Source organism: Streptomyces sp. NPDC086777, assembly GCF_040702065.1.
GTDB lineage: Bacteria > Actinomycetota > Actinomycetes > Streptomycetales > Streptomycetaceae > Streptomyces.
Genome location: NZ_JBFBJI010000022.1, coordinates 63,775 through 81,801, shown reverse-complemented (window position 1 = coordinate 81,801; position 18,027 = coordinate 63,775). Strand labels below are relative to the sequence as shown.

Below are 18,027 nucleotides of genomic sequence, written 5' to 3'. Positions count from 1 at the left end.
GGTCATCCCTTCCCGTCCGTGAGGAGAGCCCCGATCGGGGTCATGTACAGCGGGTAGGTGATCGTGATCTCGAAGCAGCCCGGATCCGGGCCCTCGATGTCTTTCAGCGCGGTGATCCCGAGCCGTTTCTGCTCCTCCTCGTCGGGAGGTTTCGGCCTGGCCTCCTCCTTGGTGGCCCAGCAGACGACGGTGTGCGGGGCGACGGGGGTGGTCTTCGCGGTGACGAAGTGCTCCAGATACCGCTTGACGGTCGCCCACCTGGGGTGGAAGTACTGGCTCAGCCGGCCGCCCGCGCTGATGACCGCGTTCTTCGGGTTCACCTGGGCGATGAAGTCCGGGGCGGAGGAGGAGGTGGCGCTGCCGTGGTGCGGCACCAGCAGGAGATCGACGTCCTTGATGGCGTCCGCGTGGGTGTCCAGCAGGTACTGCTCCGTACTGCGGGTCGTGTCACCGCAGATCAGTACCTTCTTGGTGTCCGCGCCGGAGAACGCCTGGAACAGTGTGACGACGCTGCCGGTGTTCTTGACGTTCTCCGCGCCCGAGCCGTCCTGGATCGACACGCCCTCGGCGTCCTGGATGGCGGTATAGGACTTGGGCTCCACACCAGCGGCGAGCACGGTCACCGTGCACTTCTCCTCGCGCCAGATGCGGATGCCGCCTGTGACGGGGAAGTCGATGCTGTCAGCGTCCGTTCCGTAGTTGGCGACCGGCTTGCTCTGCAGCAGGATCTGGGCTGTCTGCGTGCCCGCCTTGTGATCGTCCTTGTTCGTCCAGCAACAGACGATCTGTTTGATGGGCAGCTCCTCCTCGGTGGCGTTGGGGTCGATGGTCCCGTCGTCGACCGAAGGTTCGGGAGTGGTTGCGTCGATGACCAACTCCCGCGTCTTCCGCAGGTACTTGCCGTAGTTGCCGCTGTGGTAGACGTGGTAGATCGTGCACCCGACGAGGGCTTCCGCGATGCGCGAGTTGTGGTCCTTGTCGGCGTGGGTGAGGACCAGCGTGTGCAGGATCGCGGTGTCCTTCAGGAACCCGGCCGACCGGACGGCATCGTCGATCAGGCCGTTCTTGATCCCGTTGTACGTCTCTGCCTGGCCCGTACTGGTGCTCACGGGGTCGAATCCGCAGTCGATCAGAAAACGGCGCCCTGACGGTGTGACGACCAGTGTGCAGTCGCCCTGGCCCACGTTGACGAAGCTCACCGTCATGGATCCGAGCTTGACATCGGGCACCGTCGTGGCCGTCTTCTTCAAGTCCGCGATGTCGGTGGCCCAGTGCGCCATCTCCACGCGCATGGTCTCCTCGCGGTCCTCCAGGTCCTCCGCCCTGTCCATCTTGCGCTTCTTCTTCGCGGGTCCCTTGCGTTCCCGGGGACCGCCCTCGATGCCTCCGGTGTCAGTGGTCACTGCCCCACCAGCCTCAGCGTCCAGGTGCCCCCGCTGCGGCTGTGCGGGACGTCGTACAGCTCGACCTGGAGTTCGCCGGACGACAACTGGTTGAGGACCTCCGCGTCGTGCAGACGCAACAGCAGTCCGGCCAGGTTGAGTTGCTGGGCGTACACCGTGGATGCGTAGAGGTCCACGAGGGCGTCGCTGGTCAGGTCGCCGGTCTTGAGGTGGAAGCCCTCGGGGCGGGCCTCGATGCGGTGCCAGAAGGAGTTCGACTGGTGGAAGCGGATGCTGGGGTTGGTCTGGGTGGTCGACTGGGCCTGGAAGAGTTCCAGGAAGAGCAGGTTGCCGGCCGGCGCGTTCACGATGTCGCGGCGCAGCTGGAGGTGGGCGGAGGCGGCCGCGACGGTGAGCGGGTTGGGCGGCGCGGTGGTGCCGATGCCCACGTTGTTGCCGATGGGGTTGAGGGCCAGCGGCTTGATGCCGTGCGACTGGATCCAGCTGTAGGCGGTGTCGTAGCCCATCCGCAGGTTGGAGTTGGTGCCGTCGGTGGGGCCTAGGATGAGGCTGCCGCTGTTGGGGCCGTCGGGGGCGTCGATGATCTGCAGCTTGGCCTGCGGGGTCGTGGTGCCGAGTCCGGCGCGCTGGCCGGCGAAGAGCAGTGGCGACTTCTCCACGGAGACGGCGGTGGCGGCGTCGGCGTAGCCGGGTACGTTGACGTAGTTGACGTACACCTGGGACTGGCCCAGGGAGGCGGGCGCGACGATGCCGCCCAGGGTCAGTTCGAGCCAGCCCGTGGGCGGCACGGAAACCGTGCGGGGCACGGTCAGTTTCCACTGGAGGCTCTGGGCGCCGATCTCCCGGACGGGCTGGGGGAAAGCGGTGACGGGAAGCGCGACGGTATCCGAGGTGCCCGTGACGGCGAGGTTGGCGGCGGGTGCGGCGCCGGCCGTGAGGAGGGCCCAGTCCGTGGACTCTCCGGCGTGCTCGACGTCGAGGGCGACGACGATGGCGGAGGCGCCGTCCGCCCCGTCGGCGCTGTCGCCGGTGCCGGTGAGGGTGATGGGCTGGTCGTGGGAGGCGTTGGCGATGCGCACTCGCAGGGTGTTGGGTGTGGATCCGTCGCTGAGCACCCGGTTACCGCCGGAGCAGGCGGCGTGCAGCGGGATGTCGGTGCGGCCGAGGTGGTTGACGATGTCCAGGAACTGGAGCCGGGAGCCGGTGAGTTCGTCGGTCTCGCCGGTGAAGGTCAGCTGCTGGTACCCGAGTTCGACGCGGGTGCCGCGGGTGCCGCCGCGGCCGTCGGCGTTCATGCCCGTCAGGGGCAGGGTGAGGCGGGCGCCGGGGCGGAGCGGGACAGGGCCGGTGCACAGGAAGTAGAGGGTGTCGCCGCCGGAGCTGATGTCGGGGGCACGGAGCAGCTGCCAGCCGGGGGCGGTCAGTACCGGCTCGGGGGTGGCGGCGAGGGTCTGCGGGCGGAACCGCAGTGCCAGGTGGTGGTTGTCGGCCGAGACGGGACCGGTGAGCGGGCGGAGGGTGATCTCCTGCCGGGAGGTGTTGCTCACGGTCAGCGTCATCGGCTGGCCGGAGAGTCCGTCGTCGATGTACAGGACCGGGTGCTGGTCCACGTTGGCGAGTTCGAAGTCGACCGGGTGGCTACGGACGAACGCGGCCAGTTCCGCCTCGTCCTCGGCCATGTCGAGCCCGATCTCGGTCTCGGTGAGCGGGCCGTCGTAGAGCCTGATGTGGACGAGGCGCCCGTCGTAGTAACCGGTGGGGCCCTGGACGAGGCGCCCGGCGACCAGGGCGTCGGCGGTCGGCCCGGCGCCGGCCGTGGTGGGCAGCGGGCGTTCGGCGACGAGAGTGCCGTTGATGTACGTACGCGCCGCCTGCCCGTCGGAGGTGGCGGCCACGTGCGTCCACACGCCGGGCGGTACGGAGCCGGGCGGGGCGGTCACGGTGGCGGCTCCTGCGGCGCTGACGTGGTCGACGGAGCCGTCGGCGGCGAGGGCGAGGGCGAAGACCTGGGCGGAGGTCGCGGCGATCCCGGCCACGTTGGCGGGAAAGTGGCCGGGGTTGATCCAGGCCTCGACGGTGTAGCCCGCGGGCAGCGCCAATCTGGGGGTCGCGGCCAGGGTCAGGGCGTCCGCGGCACCGTCCAGGGCCAGGCAGCTGCCGAAGCGTTCGTCGGGGAGGCTCTTGGGGGCGCCCTCGGGGGTGCCGTTGAGGTGGTTGTCCGAGGCGTCGACGACGCCGTCTTCGGCGAGGACCTCGTCGAGGTGCCAGTGCAGGATGAGATCGGCGGTCGTCATGCCAGGGTCCCCCCGTCGGCCGGTTGGTTGGCGAGCTGCTTGTGGGCCTGCTCCTGGATGGCGGCGATGAGCTGGTAGACGCGGGCGAAAGGCAGCTGGCCCAGTGCTTCGAGGAGCAGGTTGGTCTCGTCCAGGCCGAGGGTGAGGGTGATGCGGGGGGCGGGGTCCGGGAGCGGCGGCGTCGCAGGCATGGGCGGTGTGCGTCCCTACTGTCGGTTGGCGTTCGTCGTCGGGCGGGGCCGCAGGGTCAGCCAGCCTTCCCGGGCGGTGGGCCGGGCGGCGAAGGAGGCGTCCTGGCGCGGTTGGGCCAGCGCGGGCCGTTCCAGGAGTGCGGTGAGCGCGTCGGCAAGGCCGGTCAGCGCGGCGGGCAGCGGGGGGCGCTGTTCGGCGGGGGTGACCAGGGCGGTGTCGTCGTCCAGCGGTGCCAGCCAGCCCGCGTCGGACAACTGCGGCCACAGGGCCGCCTCGTCGGGGAAGGCGGCCAGGACCGCCGCCCGGTCGATCAGCGGCTCGCTGCCGGTGCGCAGCCAGCCGGTGCCGGACGGGGCGTCCCGCTCCAGCCAGCACCAGACGAAGCCCGGCTCGTCCGGCAGCGGCAGGTCGGGGGCCGCGGCGATGCCGTCCCCGAGCACGGGTGCGGTGAGGAAGGCGATCTCCAGCGCGGCGAGCGCGTCCCGGTAGTGGGCGTCGGGGATACGCAGTGCCTTCGCGGGGAGGATGCCGCAGCAGGCGTGCACGGCGCCGCGCGGATCGACCAGCATGGTCAGCGCCTGGGCCGGGGCGTCGATGGCCTGGAACAACGCCGCGTCCACGGTCTCGTCCCCGTCGGTCACCGAGTGCAGCACCGGGCCGAGTCGTCCGTCGGGTTCCTCGGGCCAGTAGCCGACCAGCCCGTCGCCGAGCCGGCCGTGGTCGCCCAGCCGGACCGCGAACCGTACCCGGGTGAAGCCGTTGGACTCGCAGCCGCTGCGGCGCAGGTCCTGCCGGAAGACGTTCCAGTCCTGGTGCACCGCCGGGCGCCCGGCCAGTTCCAGGCTCACCGTGGCCCGGACCACCGCCACCGGGCGGCTGACCAGCAGGGCCCGGTTCCGGTGCAGGGCGTAGTCCTCCGGCTCGACGGCGGCCAGCGCCTGGTCCAGGGTGCCCAGGAAGGCGGCCACCCCGTCCGGCCCCGAGCCGCGCAGCCGGGCCACGACCGTCCTCAGATGCGGGTTGCCGATACCGTCGACCGGCACCGGGGCCCGGCCGGGGGCGGGCTGCCACAGGGCGGGGATGCCGGTGGGCTCCGGGTCGCCGGGCAGTGCGTAGACCGCCCCGAGCGCGCTCCCGTCGGCGGCGTGCACGGCCACGCTCCCGTCGAGATGGTTGGCGAGCAGCCAGCCGCACACCGGCGAGGTGGCGGGGACGTCGTTCATCTCGGCCAGGTCGCTGTCGGCGTCCAGCCAGCGCAGCGACAGCCGGGCCGGCTGGGCGAGCCGGGGCGGCAGGTCGACCCAGCCGGGATGCCCCTCGACCCGTAACTGGGTGGTCGTTCCGACGGTTTCGACGGGGACGTCCCGTACGGTGCCGAACGTGTCGACCATACGGAGCCGCAGCAGCCGCATCGCTCCGGCCCTGATGGGGTTGAAGTCGCTGAGCGGCTGCGGGGTGTACCGGCTCTCGCCTGCCACGGCAGGGGCGACCTCGGAATCGGTCACCGCGCGGTGGTCGGGGAAGCCCAGCGGGTCGGCGACCGGCAGCTGGCGGGCGAGCCGGCGCATCAGCAGCGCGTCGTCGAAGCCGCCGAGCGCCTGGGCGAGGTTGTTCTGTTCGTTGGCGGCCAGATGGCGGTGGACGGCGACCAGTGTGACCGCCCGCTGGTCGGCCTTGCCGGACGCCAGGAAACGCTCCAGGACCGGCTCCGGGTCGGCGGTGAACGCGTCCTCGGTGACGGTGCCGTCCAGCGCGGCCAGCACCGGCTTGGCCAGGTAGCGCAGGATCCGGGCGGCCAGCAGGGGACGGGCCGAGGGCGAGAGTACGGCGGCGCCGGTGTAGACGTTGGCGGCCTTGGCCAGCACCGCCCCGCCGGCCGCCCGGGGGCGCAGTTCGGCCTGGTCGGCGGGCAGTGTGTAGGCGGCGGTGATGAAGTCGGTGTGGAAGTCGCGGTCGGCCGGGTCGAGGTTGCCGTTCGGGCCCGCCGGGAAGAACTCCGCCTCCCACTGCATCAGGAGCGGATGCCAGGGCTGCGTCTCCCAGGCACGGGTGAGCGCGGCCAGGGCGGGGAGGGCGGTCACCGTGTCCCGCAAGGCCCGGACGGCGTCGGCGTCGGCGGGGATGTCGCCGTCGGTGACCTGGCACTCCAGCAGGCCGTCCTGCCCGAAGCGGTCGGAGGGGGTCGCGGCCGGGCCGGTGAGCAGCACCACAGGCTCGTTCGGCAGATAGTACTGGGGGGCCGGGCCCGGCAGCAGCCGATAGCCGTGGGGCAGGACGGCCTCGGCGGCGGCCCGGGCGGCGTCGCGGTGCCGGCCCAGGGCCTCGGCGCGGGCGACGCGGCGGGTGACGAGGGCGGCCTGGCGACTCAGGTGGAAGAGCACCTGGTCGGGGTTCGGGTAGCTGTCGCGAGTGGTGTCCGGCGGGTAGACGCACAGCATGTAGCGGTACCAGTCGGCGTACAACTCCTGGCGAAGTCCGGTGAGTTCGGCGCCCGCCCGGTCGCAGGCCGCCTGTGCGACGTTCAGGTTGTTCAGCGCGGTCCCGGCGGCCCGCGGCAGGCCGGTCAGGTCGGCGTCCGCGCCCTGGCCGGCCCGGTCGTCCGTCACGGTCCACAGGTTCCCGGACGGCACGGCTCGGAAGGTGTCGGCGTGCCGGGCCTCCAGCAGCTTCAGGCCGACGTCCAGCGGCGCCGACTCCAGTTCCTCGGCGAAGGCCAGCGCCTCCAACAGGTTCTCCAGGTCGTCAGGCGCCATCCCGGTGTCGCCGAGTACGGCGCCCAGATGGGCCGCCAGTGCCTCCGTCGGGGTGTTGCCGACCCACACCCCGGTGTCGTCACCCGTGGTGTCCTGAGGCTCTCCCGCTCCGGGCGCGAACGCGATGCGCCCCCAACACACCATCCGGTCCGGCGCGGCGCCGCTGTCCACCGGTGACGTCCAGCCGAAGGTGGCGCGCAGCACGTCGGGCCAGCCGGTCCCGGCATCTCGTGGCGCCCCGAGCGCGGCCGCCAGCTCGTCCTGGCCCGGGTCCTCGTACCAGCCCAGCACGTCGTACGTCACGTCCTGTGGCGGTACCCCCTGGAACTCCGGGTCGTGCAGCCCGAACACGCTGTGGCAGTGGGGATAGAACGACGCGAAGGTCGGCTCCCCGTAGCCCACCGCCGTCAGCGCCCGCAGATACCGTGCCCGTTCGGCCGGGTCGGCCGAGCCGGCCCGCCCCGCCGGCTGCCATGCGGTCAGCGGCATCCGGCGACCCAGCAGCCGGTACGGCAGTTGCTCGGGCCCGTCCATCTGGTCCGCAATGTACGGGTAGGGCACTCCGCCGGCGTTGTCCTCGGCCAGGAAGTCGCTCTCGACCACCCACTGCTGCGCCACGGCACCGCCTGCGCTGCGGGTCACCAGCCACCGGTTGGGCACCACCGGCGCCGCGCCCGCCGCATCCTGCGACGGTGCCAGCCGGGTCAGCGCGTCGGGCAGCGACCAGTGCAGATGGACACCCGCCTTCAGCCGGAAGCCCTGGTCCTGGAACGGCACCGACAACAGCGTCTCGCTGACGTACGGCATGTCCGCCTGATGGTCGTGCCCGTCGGCGGGGTCCCTGTACGGCAACCGCGTGAAGTCGGTGAAAGGCTCCGTGACCTGACGCTCCCCCGCCAGGCACAGCGCGTCCAGATGTACGGGTACGACAAGCAGCCTGCCCAACGCGATCCCCCCAGTCCGGCCTGCCGAAGTATGCGCACACGGCCCCGCCCGGCAACGAGGCAACAGACAGGCAAGAGAACGGCAATTCCGCGCGTGGCGCAGCGTCCTGCAGCGAAATTCCTGATCAGCCAATGAGGGTGTATCGCTTCTGGTCGGGGGTGGGCGGCGGCGATCGTGCCCGCGGCGGGTGCAGAAGGCCCAGTGGTTGCAGCAGTCGCCGTTGCCGACGCGGGGGCTGCGTCGTTATCGCGGTGCGTCCGGGATGATCAGGCGATGCCGAGGGTGGCCGGGGGCGTCGTGGGAGTGCGTGCGCAGGCCGCGGCGATGTTGCTGCACTCGGTCGACGGTGGGCGCCGATGGCCAGGCGTCCTCGGCCCGGTTTGCTCGGCCACACCGTTGCGCGCCCGTTGGCCGACCGGGCATCGATGGCCGCGCCCAGTGCGTCACCGTCGGTTCTCTGGGCACGCGCCGGATGGCGGCCCCGGCCGGGACGGCCGGACCTGTCCGGTTCACGGCACGGCCCGCCGAGTCGGACCAGCAGGTGGGCGGGGGCTTCGGCGGCCCGTTCGGCGGTCGCGGCCAGGGACTTCGCGCCGGCGAGGACCACACACGCTGCCGAGGCTACAACGAAGGGGGCGGCGTCCCCGGCCGCGGCGCGGGTCGGGCACCGCTGCCCAGTGGGCAAGCAGACGGGGGACTCCTTTGCCTTGGCAACTCAACTCACGGCCACGTCGCCGATGTCGTCATCCGGCCAAGCCCCACGGGGCAGGAGCTATGAGTGCTTCGCCCTGCGCTGATGGCCGCACCGGCAAGGCGTCACCCCCTGCCGCGCCGGCGGTGGTCTGCGGCCCCTTCCTCTCGCAGGTCAGGGTCTGTCACATCACGTATTCACGCGGCCGACCCCGATCGTGTGTGGAGCGAGCTGAGGTGGACGCGTTTTCGAGGGCCTGGGAGTGCCGGAGGCGAGGGAGTCGCCGGGAGAGGCCGCCCGGCGCAGACGATCCCCCTGCCAGGGCCCGGCCGACGGAGCGCGCGGCGTCCGGCGGCTCCTGCACGCCGGCCACCATGGAGGTGAAGCCGGTGCCCCGCGAACCGGCACACCGCGTCATTCCGAAGGAATGCAGAACTCGAATTCGGGACGGTCCCACGGCACGACGGGCGGGTTCGCCAACGCGGTCCCCGTCCGGACCGCACCGACCCGGTGGTAGAAGTTCTCCGCAGGAACGTGCGACACGACCTTGACACGGTCGAGCCCTGCGGCACGCGCCTCGGACTGCATGTGCGCGACGAGCAGCCGTCCAATACCCCGGCCTTGCGCTTCGTCGGCGACGAACAGCAGGTCGAGCTCCGGTGGAGCGAGGACGAGCGAGTAGAACCCGAGGACCCGGCCTCCGTGCTCGTCGGCACCGACGGCCACAAAGGTGCGGTGGGCCTCTATGTAATCAGGACCGACCCGGTAGCCCGCGACTGCGGCTGCGTACTTACCTTCGTAGGCGCCTGAGCCACGCACGAGCCGCGTGAGCCGTTTGGCATCCCGCGCGACGGCCCGCCGTATCGTGATCGGCTGGCTGACCGGGAAAGTACGTGAACCCATCGGGAGAGTATTTCGCACCGGGGAATGCCCTCGTGCGGCGGGTCGGCCGCTCGCGCAGGCGTACCTGCTCCGCTCCCGAGAACCGCTCGCCCGGGCCCGACCGGCCACGTCACCGCCGCCGAATCGGCCGCCCGCCGCCGGCGCCGGCCCCGAACCACTGCGCAGGAGCCGGCGAACGAGGCGGTCGACGGCTCCTCTCCCTGGGCCTGACGTGGCAAAGCCGAGCCGGTCCGGGATGATTTCGGGTTGGCCTCGTGAGACGGATCATCCTCGACCCGTTCGCCTGGCCCGGCGGCTGGAGCCACGCCCTCACCGTCCTCGGGCCCGGGACTCCGGCCTCGCCCTCGGCCGACGACAACGGACCGCGCAGGTCGACATCGTGTTCAACCTCGATGCTTCAGCGGCCGTGAGCACATGCCCGAGCCGTCGGTTCGCCCTGCATCCTCGCCGTGATCACGGGCGGGGTGCTCACCGTCTGCGCGACCCGCGAAGCCACCCTGGCGGTCGCTGCGGCCGCAACTGCCCTCTCGTCTCGGGGCCGGGGCAGCGGGCAGCGGGCAGCAGGCAGCAGGCAGCAGGCAGCAGGCAGCAGGCGGATGAGACGGAAGCCGACCTGAGCGCCAGTACGTCTTCGGCGGCCGATCATGTCGAGCGCTCGTTGGACCGCACAGGCAATGGATCACTCTGTCCCGCTCTCCGGGTACCGTCAGGGTATGAGTCATCCACACCCCGACCTCAAAGCCGCCCCTCCCCTGCCCGAAGGAGGGCTGCGGGTCGTCGCCCTGGGCGGCCTGGGTGAGATCGGCCGCAACATGACCGTCTTCGAGCACGCGGGCAAGCTGCTCGTCGTCGACTGCGGCGTGCTGTTCCCCGAGGAGACCCAGCCCGGCGTGGACGTGATCCTGCCGGACTTCACCTCGATCCGGGACCGGCTGGACGACATCGTGGCCATGGTCCTCACCCACGGCCACGAGGACCACATCGGCGGTGTGCCGTACCTGCTGCGCGAGCGGTCCGACATTCCCGTCGTCGGCTCCAAGCTGACTCTGGCATTCCTGGAGGCCAAACTCAAGGAACACGGAATCCGGCCGCGCACGGTTCGGGTGCGGGAGGGCGACCGGCGTGGCTTCGGGCCCTTCGACTGCGAGTTCGTGGCGGTCAACCACTCCATCCCCGACAGTCTCGCGGTCGCGATCCGCACCCGGGCCGGGATGGTGCTGCACACCGGCGACTTCAAGATGGACCAGTTCCCGCTCGACGACCGCATCACCGATCTGCGCGCCTTCGCCCGCCTCGGCGAGGAGGGCGTGGACCTGTTCCTCACCGATTCCACCAATGCCGAAGTACCCGGCTTCACCACGTCCGAGCGTGAGCTGAACCCGGCGATCGAGCAGGTGATGCGTACTGCGCCGCGCCGGGTCATCGTCTCCAGCTTCGCCAGCCACGTGCACCGCATCCAGCAGGTCCTGGACGCCGCCCACCAGCACGGCCGCAAGGTCGCCTTCGTCGGCCGGTCGATGGTCCGCAACATGGGCATCGCCCGTGACCTGGGATATCTGAAGGTCCCCTCCGGTCTGGTCGTGAACACGAAGGAGCTGGAGAAGCTCCCGGACCACAAGATCACTCTGGTGTGCACCGGCTCCCAGGGCGAGCCCATGGCCGCGCTGTCACGGATGGCCAACCGCGACCACCAGATCCGCATCGGCGAGGGCGACACCGTCCTGCTCGCCAGCTCCCTCATCCCCGGCAACGAGAACGCCATCTACCGGGTGATCAACGGACTCACCCGGTGGGGTGCCCACGTGGTCCACAAGGGCAACGCGAAGGTGCACGTCTCCGGGCATGCCAGCGCCGGCGAACTCGTCTACTGCTACAACATCGTCAAGCCCCGCAATGTCATGCCCGTGCACGGCGAATGGCGCCACCTGCGGGCCAACGCCGACCTCGCCATCCGTACCGGCGTCGACCCCGAACGGGTCGTCATCGCCGAGGACGGCGTCGTCGTCGACCTGGTGGACGGACGCGCATCCATCACAGGCAAGGTCCCCGCCGGCAACGTCTACGTGGACGGCATGGAAGTCGGCGGCGCCACCGAGGCGTCCCTCAAGGACCGACTCACCCTCGCGGAGGAAGGCGTGGTCACGGTGGTGGCGATCGTCGACGCGGACACCGGCGCCCTCGCCGAGGCCCCCGACTTCCTGGCCCGCGGCTTCGTCCACGACGACACCACCTTCGAGCCCGTCATTCCCGTCATCGAGAAGACCCTGGCCAACGCGGCCGAGGAAGGCGTCGGGGACGCGCGCCAACTCGAACAACTCGTCGCCCGCGCCGTGGCGAACTGGGCGTTCCGCACCCACCGCCGCAGGCCCCTCATCATTCCCGTCATCATCGACGCCTGAGCCCCGGCGCGGCAGCACCGTCCCCGGTGCCGGCCGCGGCCCCGCCGGCACCGGGGTCGGGCACGCCCGGACCGGTCGGTGGCGGAGCCGCCGGACTCGACGAGGCGGATCCCCTCGCCGTGGGCGGCCGGCAGGTCCGCGAGGGAGTCGGTGTTGCGGGCGACGGCCCTCTCGCCGCGCTGCAGGGCCGCCCGCGTGAACTCGCGGCCGAAGCCGCGGGAGGAACCGGTGACACAGCAGCCGTGCACCCCGCCCAGGTGTTGCACCAGATCGGACGGCGTCCACTCATGGCGCGAGTGCCGGTGAAGCGGTCAGATCGCGGGACTCATCGACTCAGCCGCCGCTCTTGCGCCTGAACGACCGCTGGCTCGCTGCCGGGCCGTGCGCCGAACGCACCTTCGACGCATCGGACTTGGCGGCCGTATCAGCGGCGTCCGCCTGCGCACCGCGCTTGCGCGCCAGGGCTTCGCGGAACTTGCGCTTGAGGTCGTAGTTGCCGTCGCTGTCCGGCTCCAGAGGGGACGTCTCGGGGGCGGCCGGCTCCGAACCTTCCGTAGCTACGGGCTCTGCGGTCATGGTGGCCTCCTGGGTTCGGGGGTGAGCAAGCACAGCTTGTCATGCTGGGCGCGGTGCGAGGCACCGGCAACGTCATCCTGCTCCGTTTCGGCGGGTATCCCTCTCGCCGCCAAAGGCGTCGACTCCGTAGGTGAGGCGCACAGGACGGCTTCGGTCCGGTCCGAGGGTTGTCGATCCCGTGGCCAGGGCGGGGCGGCGTCGACCACGAGATCGGGGTCGTCGACGTGCAGGCCACGGGCCGCGACACCGGTCGCCACCAGAACGGTGATCCGGCCGTTCTTGAACTGCGCCCACGAGCGTCGCGCCGCCGTCCGGGAGGCGTCCTGCAACGACGACGACGAGACGACCGCCCAGGCGGCGTTGTCGCCGCTGACCGCGGACGCGCCTGCCGGAGTCGCCTTCGAACCGGTCACGGTGACCGCCGAACGGTACGGTGCGATCCCGCACAGCAACGTCGTCTGCACGAGGGACAACGCGATACGGACCAGGTTGCAGCGGCTCATGGTCCAGGAGATCGATGCCCTGTCCGCCCGGCCGACGACGGTCGTGGAGATCGACCCCTCGCACTCACCGTTCCTCTCGCGACCGGGTCTCCTCGCGGACCACGTTCAGGCGGCGCACGCGTCGACGCACCGGCCCGGCCCCACCCGTACCGCCGGGGTCTGACACGGCCTGACGTCCTCCCGGCCTGCCGAGTGCGATCGGCGAAGTCCTCTCCTCCCATCCCGAAGGCACCTTCACCGCCGCCGTCACCGGGTCCGTCAACCTCCTGGTGACGGTCGCCTGCGGCACCGTGGACGGCGTCTGCTCCTGCGTCACCACCAGGGTCGGCGCAACTCGGCGCGGAGCGCCAGGTCGACGTCGTCCCCGTCCTGCACCGCGTCAAACAGGCGGGCACCCGCCTCCACGACGGCCCGCTCGTGCCGAGCTGACCGGCACCGACGGGCTCGGGAGGCCGGGCCGGCCGGTTCGGACCGGAGCCGCCAGAGGCCGGAGACCGGGCCGGCGCTCATGCGCACGCCCGCCGTGCCGCTCCCTCCGTGCGGGTGGCGCCGTGCGGCCGGCCGTCGGCCCTGCGGGCTGCGGCGACCGCCGCGGTGAGCCGCTTCTGGACGGGATCCGGCAGTGAAGCGCCGTGGACGGTCGTCAGCACGTCCCGGGCGAGGTCGTGCAGTTCGGTGTCGGTGTTCCGGGACGTGGCGACCAGTACCTCCCACGCCGCGTCCCGGCCGAGACCGAACGTCGCCATGAGGATGCCGCGCGCCAGGTCGATGTCCGGACAGCCGCGCGTCGCAGGGCGGAGGTGGACCACCCGGGCCCTGAGACGTCCGTCCTCCGCCGCGGGCGGATCGGTAGCGTCCGATGCGGCCGGTCCGTCAGGGGCGGAGAACAGGGCGTAGGTGTCCGTCAGGGTCAGCAGGCGCTCCACGGCCGGGCTGACGGCGGTCACGGTGATCGTCTTCCCCTCGGCGACCGCCCGGGCACGCGCGGTCAGCAGGATGTTGAGCGCGCTGCAGTCCGCGAACGTCATCCCGCCGAGATCCAGGTCCACGCCCTCGGCGGACCTCGCGAGGGCATCGTGCAGGGTGCGCCGGAGCTCATGGCTGTTGTCGAGACAGAACTCGCCGCTCACGCTGACGGTCACCCGGCCGCCGCCGTCGCTCGCGAACGGCACTTCCTCGGACGGTTCCAGCATGATCGCCTCCTCTCCTCGTGCCCCCATCAAGCCTCGTACGCTCCCCCAGACCCGTCAAGGTGTACGTGAACTTCAGTTCGTGTTTTTGCCTGCGTGAAAATACGGCCGTACGATGTGGGTCATGGTGGCAGTCGACGGAGTTCCCGAGCCGCATACCGGCTGGACGTTCGTGACGAGTCACGCGCGCGTCCTGGCCAGCATCGCCGACAATCGCAGCGCGCGGATCCGGGACATCGCGGCACGGTGCCGGCTCACCGAGCGCGCGGTCCAGAAGATCATCTCGGACCTGGAACGGGACGGTTACCTCTCCCACACCCGCAGCGGCCGCTCCAACCACTACCGGATCGACCCGAGCAGGGTGCTGCGCCATCCCGCCGAGGCGGGCCTGACGGTGGCCTCCCTGCTGTCGATGCTGGTCAGGGACGAGGCCGAGCGCCAGGGCGCGACCGCAGAGCCCGGGGCCGACGCACCGGAGACACCCGCGCGAGCGCTTCGCCCGCCCCAGGACGGGACGGCGGGGGACACCGGGGGCACGAGCCGCGCGGCGGGGACCGACGGCGACCGTCCAGCCGGGGCCGGGCGTTCACGGCCGAGGACGTCCGGAGTGGCCCAGTACGAGTCGCACGGGGCCCGGGTGTTCGTGGCCCACGGCACCTACGACGCCGCCTCGATCGCACCGCTGGCGGAGGCGTTGCGGACCGCCGCCGACACCTACGCCCGCGTGGTGGTGGACGCCCGCGGGGTCGGTTTCGCCGACTCGACCTTCCTGAACCTGCTGATCAGCGCCCACCGCACGACCGACCTGCGGGTGGTCGCGCCGTCGGCACGGCTGCGGCGCCTGCTGGAACTCACCGGGGCCGACAAGGCCCTCAAGGTGCAGGCGAGCCTGGCGGAGGCCACGGCGTGATCCGTTCCGCCCCGGCCCGGGGTTGATCGCCGTCTCCCTTCTCCCCGGCCGGCCGGTGGTCGAGCCCGTGGACACCTCCCCGGTCGGCGAGGACCGGCACGCCCTCCGGGCCCCGGCGGGCAGGACCGACCGCGCCGGGTCACTTCTTACGAGCGGGCCGAGACCGGCCGCGGCACTGAGCGGAGACGGTGATGATCCGCCGTCGCGCATGAATTGGGCGCGGCCGGACATCCGGGAAACGTGCTGCTCGACGACAAGGAGCCTCCTCGCATGATCACTCCCCATCCGCGGATACTGCGTGGGCTGCTGGCGCGCTACGCGGAAGCGTGTGTACGGGTACTCGAAGCCGACACGGCCGCGAGGCGGCGCGTCCTCAAGGACGTGGCGTACACGCTGTGCGTCACCACCGGGACATGCGAGATCGAGGACGCCCTCGCGGCGGCGGACCGTCTCCTCGCAGGAGAAGGGGGAGAAGGCGCGGACGCGACGGTCCTTCCGCACGGGGCGAGCCAGGGCCGGGCCGGGCAGACCCTGGTCGCCTGAACCCGGCGGTCAGCCCAGGTCGAAGGTGTTGGGCAGGCCCAGCCGGTAGCGGACCTCGTCGACGCGCTTCAGGGGCTCCAGCTCGGGTGGCCGGAACAGCTCCCAGACCCGGCACCGTTCCGCGCCCGAACCGTCGGCGTCCAGGAGCGCGTTGACGGCGCGCCGGGCGGACTCGTTGGCGCCCTCCATGGTCGCGAGGTCCACGTCGGTACGGATGTAGTCGCCCGCGAGGAAGAGGTTCGGCACCGCCGTCCTCGCCGACGGGCGGTGGTAGAGGGTGCCGGTGGGGTGGATGAGGAGTTGTTCGCGGTTGTGCGGGTCGGGTCCGCCGAGGCCCGTCACCGCCGGGTCCATGAACCAGCCGAGCCGGTCCTCGTCCCTGAGCGTCGTCCTGCCCGTGTCGTTCAGCCCGTCCTTCAGCTGGGCCCACAGTTCGGCGACGATCTCTTCCTTGGTGCACTCCCGGGCGGTCCTGCCGAACAGGATGCCGGGCTTGTCCCACTCGGAGATGATCGTGGACAGGCACTCGTGGGCCTGCCCGTCTCCGTAGTCGCGCGCGAAGTCCCGTCCGTCCCAGAACTGCGTCTGGCCGATTCCGGTGACCGCCCAGGGTGAGTCGAGGCAGTTGATGTGGCCGTGCACGACCGGGGTGGGCGTGCGCAGGTAGAACATCACGCCGGTCATCCAGTCCGTGCTCAGCGCGTCGCACCGCCCGAGTTGCGGGTCGGCGGCGCGCAGGGCCGCACCCCAGGTCGCGCGCGCGTGCTCGACCGGCAGGGCGCAGACGTAGTGGTCGGCGGTGACGGTACGCGGCCGGCTGCCGTCGCGGGCCGCCACCCGTACGCCGGTCACCCGGCCGCCGTCGTACACGATCTCCCTGGCCTCGGTGCCGAGCACGAACTCGACGCCCAGGGAACGCAGATGGGTCTCCCAGGGGTCGATCCAGGCCTCGCTGGTCGGGGCGTTCAGCACCCGGTCGACGTCCGCGTCGCCGTCCATGCCGCGGCCGAGCAGGCCCCACAGAATGAGGGCCTCGATGATGACGCGGCCGACGGTGCGGGTGGAGGCGACCTCGGCGCGGGTGGCGACGAGGTTGCGGGTCTGGCCGATGCCGAGGAGCACCTGGTACTCGCGGCTCATCTCGCCGGCCCGGATGAAGTCCCACCACGCGACCTTCTCCCACTGGTCCTCGCGGCGGGCGTCGCAGCTGGTGAGGTGGACCAGCAGGCGGTCGGCGAAGTAGGCGGCCTCGGGGGCGGGCAGGTGCGTGCCGAGGTCCAGCACCGACAGGACCTGGTCGCGGATCCAGGACGGGGTGAGGTCGCCGGGGGCGGGCGGGGTGGTGACCCGGCGGAGCGGGAAGTGCAGGTCCGGGCGGCCCGAGCCGCGTGCGAACAACTCCTCCGTGCCGCCCCGGAGGTTGCCGTGGACGCCGTTCGCGTTGCCGGGGAAGGGGATGCGGCGCATGGTGTCCGGCAGGTTCCGGTAGAAGCCGGGGAAGAAGCGGAAGCCGTGCTCGCCGGGTAGCGGCTTGCGGCCGCCCGTTCCGGTTCCGGGGACGTCCATCGAGCGGGCCTTGCCGCCGAGGGCGTCGTAGTACTCGTAGACCGTGACCTCGTAGCCGCGTTCGGCGAGTTCATGAGCGGCGCTGAGGCCGGAGACTCCGCCGCCGAGGACGGCGACACGCTTGCCGGAGGCGGCCACCGCGCGGCCGGCGGCCCCGAGGGCGCCGACCGCTCCGGCGACCACTCCCCCGCCCGCGGCCAGGAAACGCCTGCGGCTGTGCCCGCCGTGCCCCTGAGACTGCTGCGCGTGTTCTGTTGTCATGGGAACCGGAGCGTAGGGAGGGGCTCCGACGCCCGGAAGCCCTCCTCACCGTCGCCTACAGCATCCTCACAAACGCAAAGAGGCGGCGGCTCGGGCTCGGCCGGGTGGGGCGACGGCCGGGGCGGTCGGTGGATCGGTGCGGGGCTCGGGACAATCATCAGCATGAGCGACCGAATGTCCGACGCCGAGAGCCGGCTGGCCAGGATCGAGCGGCTGCTGGAGAGCGGCGAGCACGACGTGGTGCCCGCGTGGCGCCGGGCCACCCAGGGCGAGCCGCGGTGGGCGGTGACCGCCGTGATACTGGTGGCGATCACCCTGCAGGTGATGCTGCCGCACCGGCTCGCCTTCCAGCCGTACTGGGCCCTGCCGGTCCTGGAGGTGGTGCTGCTGGCCGGCATCATCGCCGGGAACCCCCGGCGGGTCGAGCCCCGCACCCGGTGGCTGCGGCTGCTGGGCCTGGTGCTGATGGGGGCGATCAGCCTGGCCAACGGCTGGGCGGCGGTCCGGCTGGTGGCGGGGCTCGTGAACGGCACCGAGGGCCGCGACGCCGGGCCGCTGCTGCTGACCGGCGGGGGCATCTGGCTGACGAACGTCATCGTGTTCGCCCTCTGGTACTGGGAGTGGGACCGGGGCGGGCCGATGGCGCGGGTCCTCGGCCGGGACCAGTACGCGGACTTCCTCTTCGTGCAGATGCAGAGTCCGGAGACGGCACCGCGGGACTGGGAGCCGGGGTTCCTCGACTACCTGTACCTGTCGTTCACCAACTCCACCGCGTTCAGCCCGACCGACGTGATGCCCTTGTCGCACTGGGCCAAGATGCTGATGATGCTGCAGTCCACCGTCTCCCTGGTGACGGTGGTCCTGGTGGTGGCGCGGGCCGTCAACATCCTGCGCTGAC

13 protein-coding genes and 2 pseudogenes are annotated in these 18,027 nt (G+C 71.5%); 6 read left to right on the top strand and 9 right to left on the bottom strand.

The genetic code is table 11. The annotated features are described in order from the left end of the window. Positions 1-2: 2 nt before the first annotated feature. The 5 genes from AB0472_RS28430 to AB0472_RS28410 form a co-directional block, all read right to left on the bottom strand. A complete protein-coding gene (locus AB0472_RS28430) occupies positions 3-1,403 on the bottom strand; it encodes a hypothetical protein (RefSeq protein WP_366360341.1) in 1,401 nt (466 codons plus the stop codon). Beyond that, on the bottom strand, positions 1,400-3,697 hold the full coding sequence (locus AB0472_RS28425; RefSeq protein WP_366360340.1) for a LamG domain-containing protein: 2,298 nt from the start codon (positions 3,695-3,697) through the stop codon (positions 1,400-1,402). Before AB0472_RS28425 ends, AB0472_RS28430 begins: the two co-directional genes overlap by 4 nt. Further along, positions 3,694-3,888: a hypothetical protein gene (locus AB0472_RS28420; RefSeq protein ID WP_366360339.1), complete on the bottom strand. Its 195-nt coding sequence runs from the start codon at positions 3,886-3,888 to the stop codon at positions 3,694-3,696. The genes AB0472_RS28425 and AB0472_RS28420 overlap by 4 nt, the downstream gene beginning before the upstream one ends. Positions 3,889-3,903: 15 nt before the next feature. Further along, positions 3,904-7,587 (bottom strand): hypothetical protein, encoded by a 3,684-nt coding sequence (locus AB0472_RS28415; protein ID WP_366360337.1) that lies wholly within the window; start codon positions 7,585-7,587, stop codon positions 3,904-3,906. Positions 7,588-8,692: 1,105 nt separating this feature from the next. Beyond that, a complete protein-coding gene (locus AB0472_RS28410) occupies positions 8,693-9,181 on the bottom strand; it encodes a GNAT family N-acetyltransferase (protein ID WP_366360335.1) in 489 nt (162 codons plus the stop codon). Positions 9,182-9,894: 713 nt separating this feature from the next. On the opposite strand from AB0472_RS28410, the gene AB0472_RS28405 reads away from it, so the two are divergent. Then, positions 9,895-11,580: a ribonuclease J gene (locus AB0472_RS28405; RefSeq protein ID WP_366360333.1), complete on the top strand. Its 1,686-nt coding sequence runs from the start codon at positions 9,895-9,897 to the stop codon at positions 11,578-11,580. A gap of 333 nt (positions 11,581-11,913) precedes the next feature. Here AB0472_RS28405 and AB0472_RS28400 read toward each other — a convergent pair whose 3' ends face one another. Both AB0472_RS28400 and AB0472_RS28395 read right to left on the bottom strand, forming a co-directional pair. Then, entirely contained in the window at positions 11,914-12,156 is a 243-nt protein-coding gene (locus AB0472_RS28400) for a DUF5302 domain-containing protein (RefSeq protein WP_366360331.1), read from the bottom strand. 185 nt (positions 12,157-12,341) lie between these two features. Then, positions 12,342-12,455 (bottom strand): annotated as a pseudogene (locus AB0472_RS28395) (helicase-related protein); the annotation flags it as partial. Between AB0472_RS28395 and AB0472_RS28390 the strand changes: the two are divergent. Continuing rightward, positions 12,436-12,822: a hypothetical protein gene (locus AB0472_RS28390; RefSeq protein WP_366360513.1), complete on the top strand. Its 387-nt coding sequence runs from the start codon at positions 12,436-12,438 to the stop codon at positions 12,820-12,822. The pseudogene AB0472_RS28395 and the gene AB0472_RS28390 sit on opposite strands and share 20 nt — an antisense overlap. Before the next feature lie 343 nt (positions 12,823-13,165). On the opposite strand, the gene AB0472_RS28385 is transcribed toward AB0472_RS28390, so the two are convergent. After that, a complete protein-coding gene (locus AB0472_RS28385; protein ID WP_366360329.1) occupies positions 13,166-13,852 on the bottom strand; it encodes an STAS domain-containing protein in 687 nt (228 codons plus the stop codon). A 121-nt stretch (positions 13,853-13,973) separates the two neighbouring features. On the opposite strand from AB0472_RS28385, the pseudogene AB0472_RS28380 reads away from it, so the two are divergent. From AB0472_RS28380 to AB0472_RS28370, 3 genes and pseudogenes are all read left to right on the top strand, one after another. Next, positions 13,974-14,288: pseudogene (locus tag AB0472_RS28380) on the top strand (helix-turn-helix domain-containing protein); the annotation flags it as partial. Further along, positions 14,262-14,759, top strand: a complete 498-nt coding sequence (locus AB0472_RS28375) for an STAS domain-containing protein (RefSeq protein ID WP_366360497.1) — start codon at positions 14,262-14,264, stop codon at positions 14,757-14,759. The pseudogene AB0472_RS28380 and the gene AB0472_RS28375, both read left to right, overlap by 27 nt. Before the next feature lie 270 nt (positions 14,760-15,029). Next, complete coding sequence (locus AB0472_RS28370; RefSeq protein ID WP_366360327.1) at positions 15,030-15,302, top strand: DUF5133 domain-containing protein; 273 nt, start codon at positions 15,030-15,032, stop codon at positions 15,300-15,302. Positions 15,303-15,311: 9 nt separating this feature from the next. On the opposite strand, the gene AB0472_RS28365 is transcribed toward AB0472_RS28370, so the two are convergent. Further along, the gene (locus AB0472_RS28365; protein WP_366360325.1) at positions 15,312-17,129 is read right to left on the bottom strand and encodes an FAD-dependent oxidoreductase; all 1,818 of its coding nucleotides are present in this window, start codon (positions 17,127-17,129) and stop codon (positions 15,312-15,314) included. Positions 17,130-17,291: 162 nt separating this feature from the next. On the opposite strand from AB0472_RS28365, the gene AB0472_RS28360 reads away from it, so the two are divergent. After that, on the top strand, positions 17,292-18,026 hold the full coding sequence (locus AB0472_RS28360; protein WP_366360323.1) for a hypothetical protein: 735 nt from the start codon (positions 17,292-17,294) through the stop codon (positions 18,024-18,026). Position 18,027: the final 1 nt, after the last annotated feature.

Bases quoted from the DNA above. Each gene is read 5' to 3' on its own strand.
- AB0472_RS28400 (WP_366360331.1), bottom strand. From the start codon at position 12,156: ATGACCGCAGAGCCCGTAGCTACGGAAGGTTCGGAGCCGGCCGCCCCC.
- AB0472_RS28375 (WP_366360497.1), top strand. From the start codon at position 14,262: ATGCTGGTCAGGGACGAGGCCGAGCGCCAGGGCGCGACCGCAGAGCCC.
- AB0472_RS28420 (WP_366360339.1), bottom strand. From the start codon at position 3,888: ATGCCTGCGACGCCGCCGCTCCCGGACCCCGCCCCCCGCATCACCCTC.
- AB0472_RS28370 (WP_366360327.1), top strand. From the start codon at position 15,030: ATGATCACTCCCCATCCGCGGATACTGCGTGGGCTGCTGGCGCGCTAC.
- AB0472_RS28410 (WP_366360335.1), bottom strand. From the start codon at position 9,181: ATGGGTTCACGTACTTTCCCGGTCAGCCAGCCGATCACGATACGGCGG.
- AB0472_RS28360 (WP_366360323.1), top strand. From the start codon at position 17,292: ATGAGCGACCGAATGTCCGACGCCGAGAGCCGGCTGGCCAGGATCGAG.
- AB0472_RS28385 (WP_366360329.1), bottom strand. From the start codon at position 13,852: ATGCTGGAACCGTCCGAGGAAGTGCCGTTCGCGAGCGACGGCGGCGGC.
- AB0472_RS28405 (WP_366360333.1), top strand. From the start codon at position 9,895: ATGAGTCATCCACACCCCGACCTCAAAGCCGCCCCTCCCCTGCCCGAA.
- AB0472_RS28425 (WP_366360340.1), bottom strand. From the start codon at position 3,697: ATGACGACCGCCGATCTCATCCTGCACTGGCACCTCGACGAGGTCCTC.
- AB0472_RS28365 (WP_366360325.1), bottom strand. From the start codon at position 17,129: ATGACAACAGAACACGCGCAGCAGTCTCAGGGGCACGGCGGGCACAGC.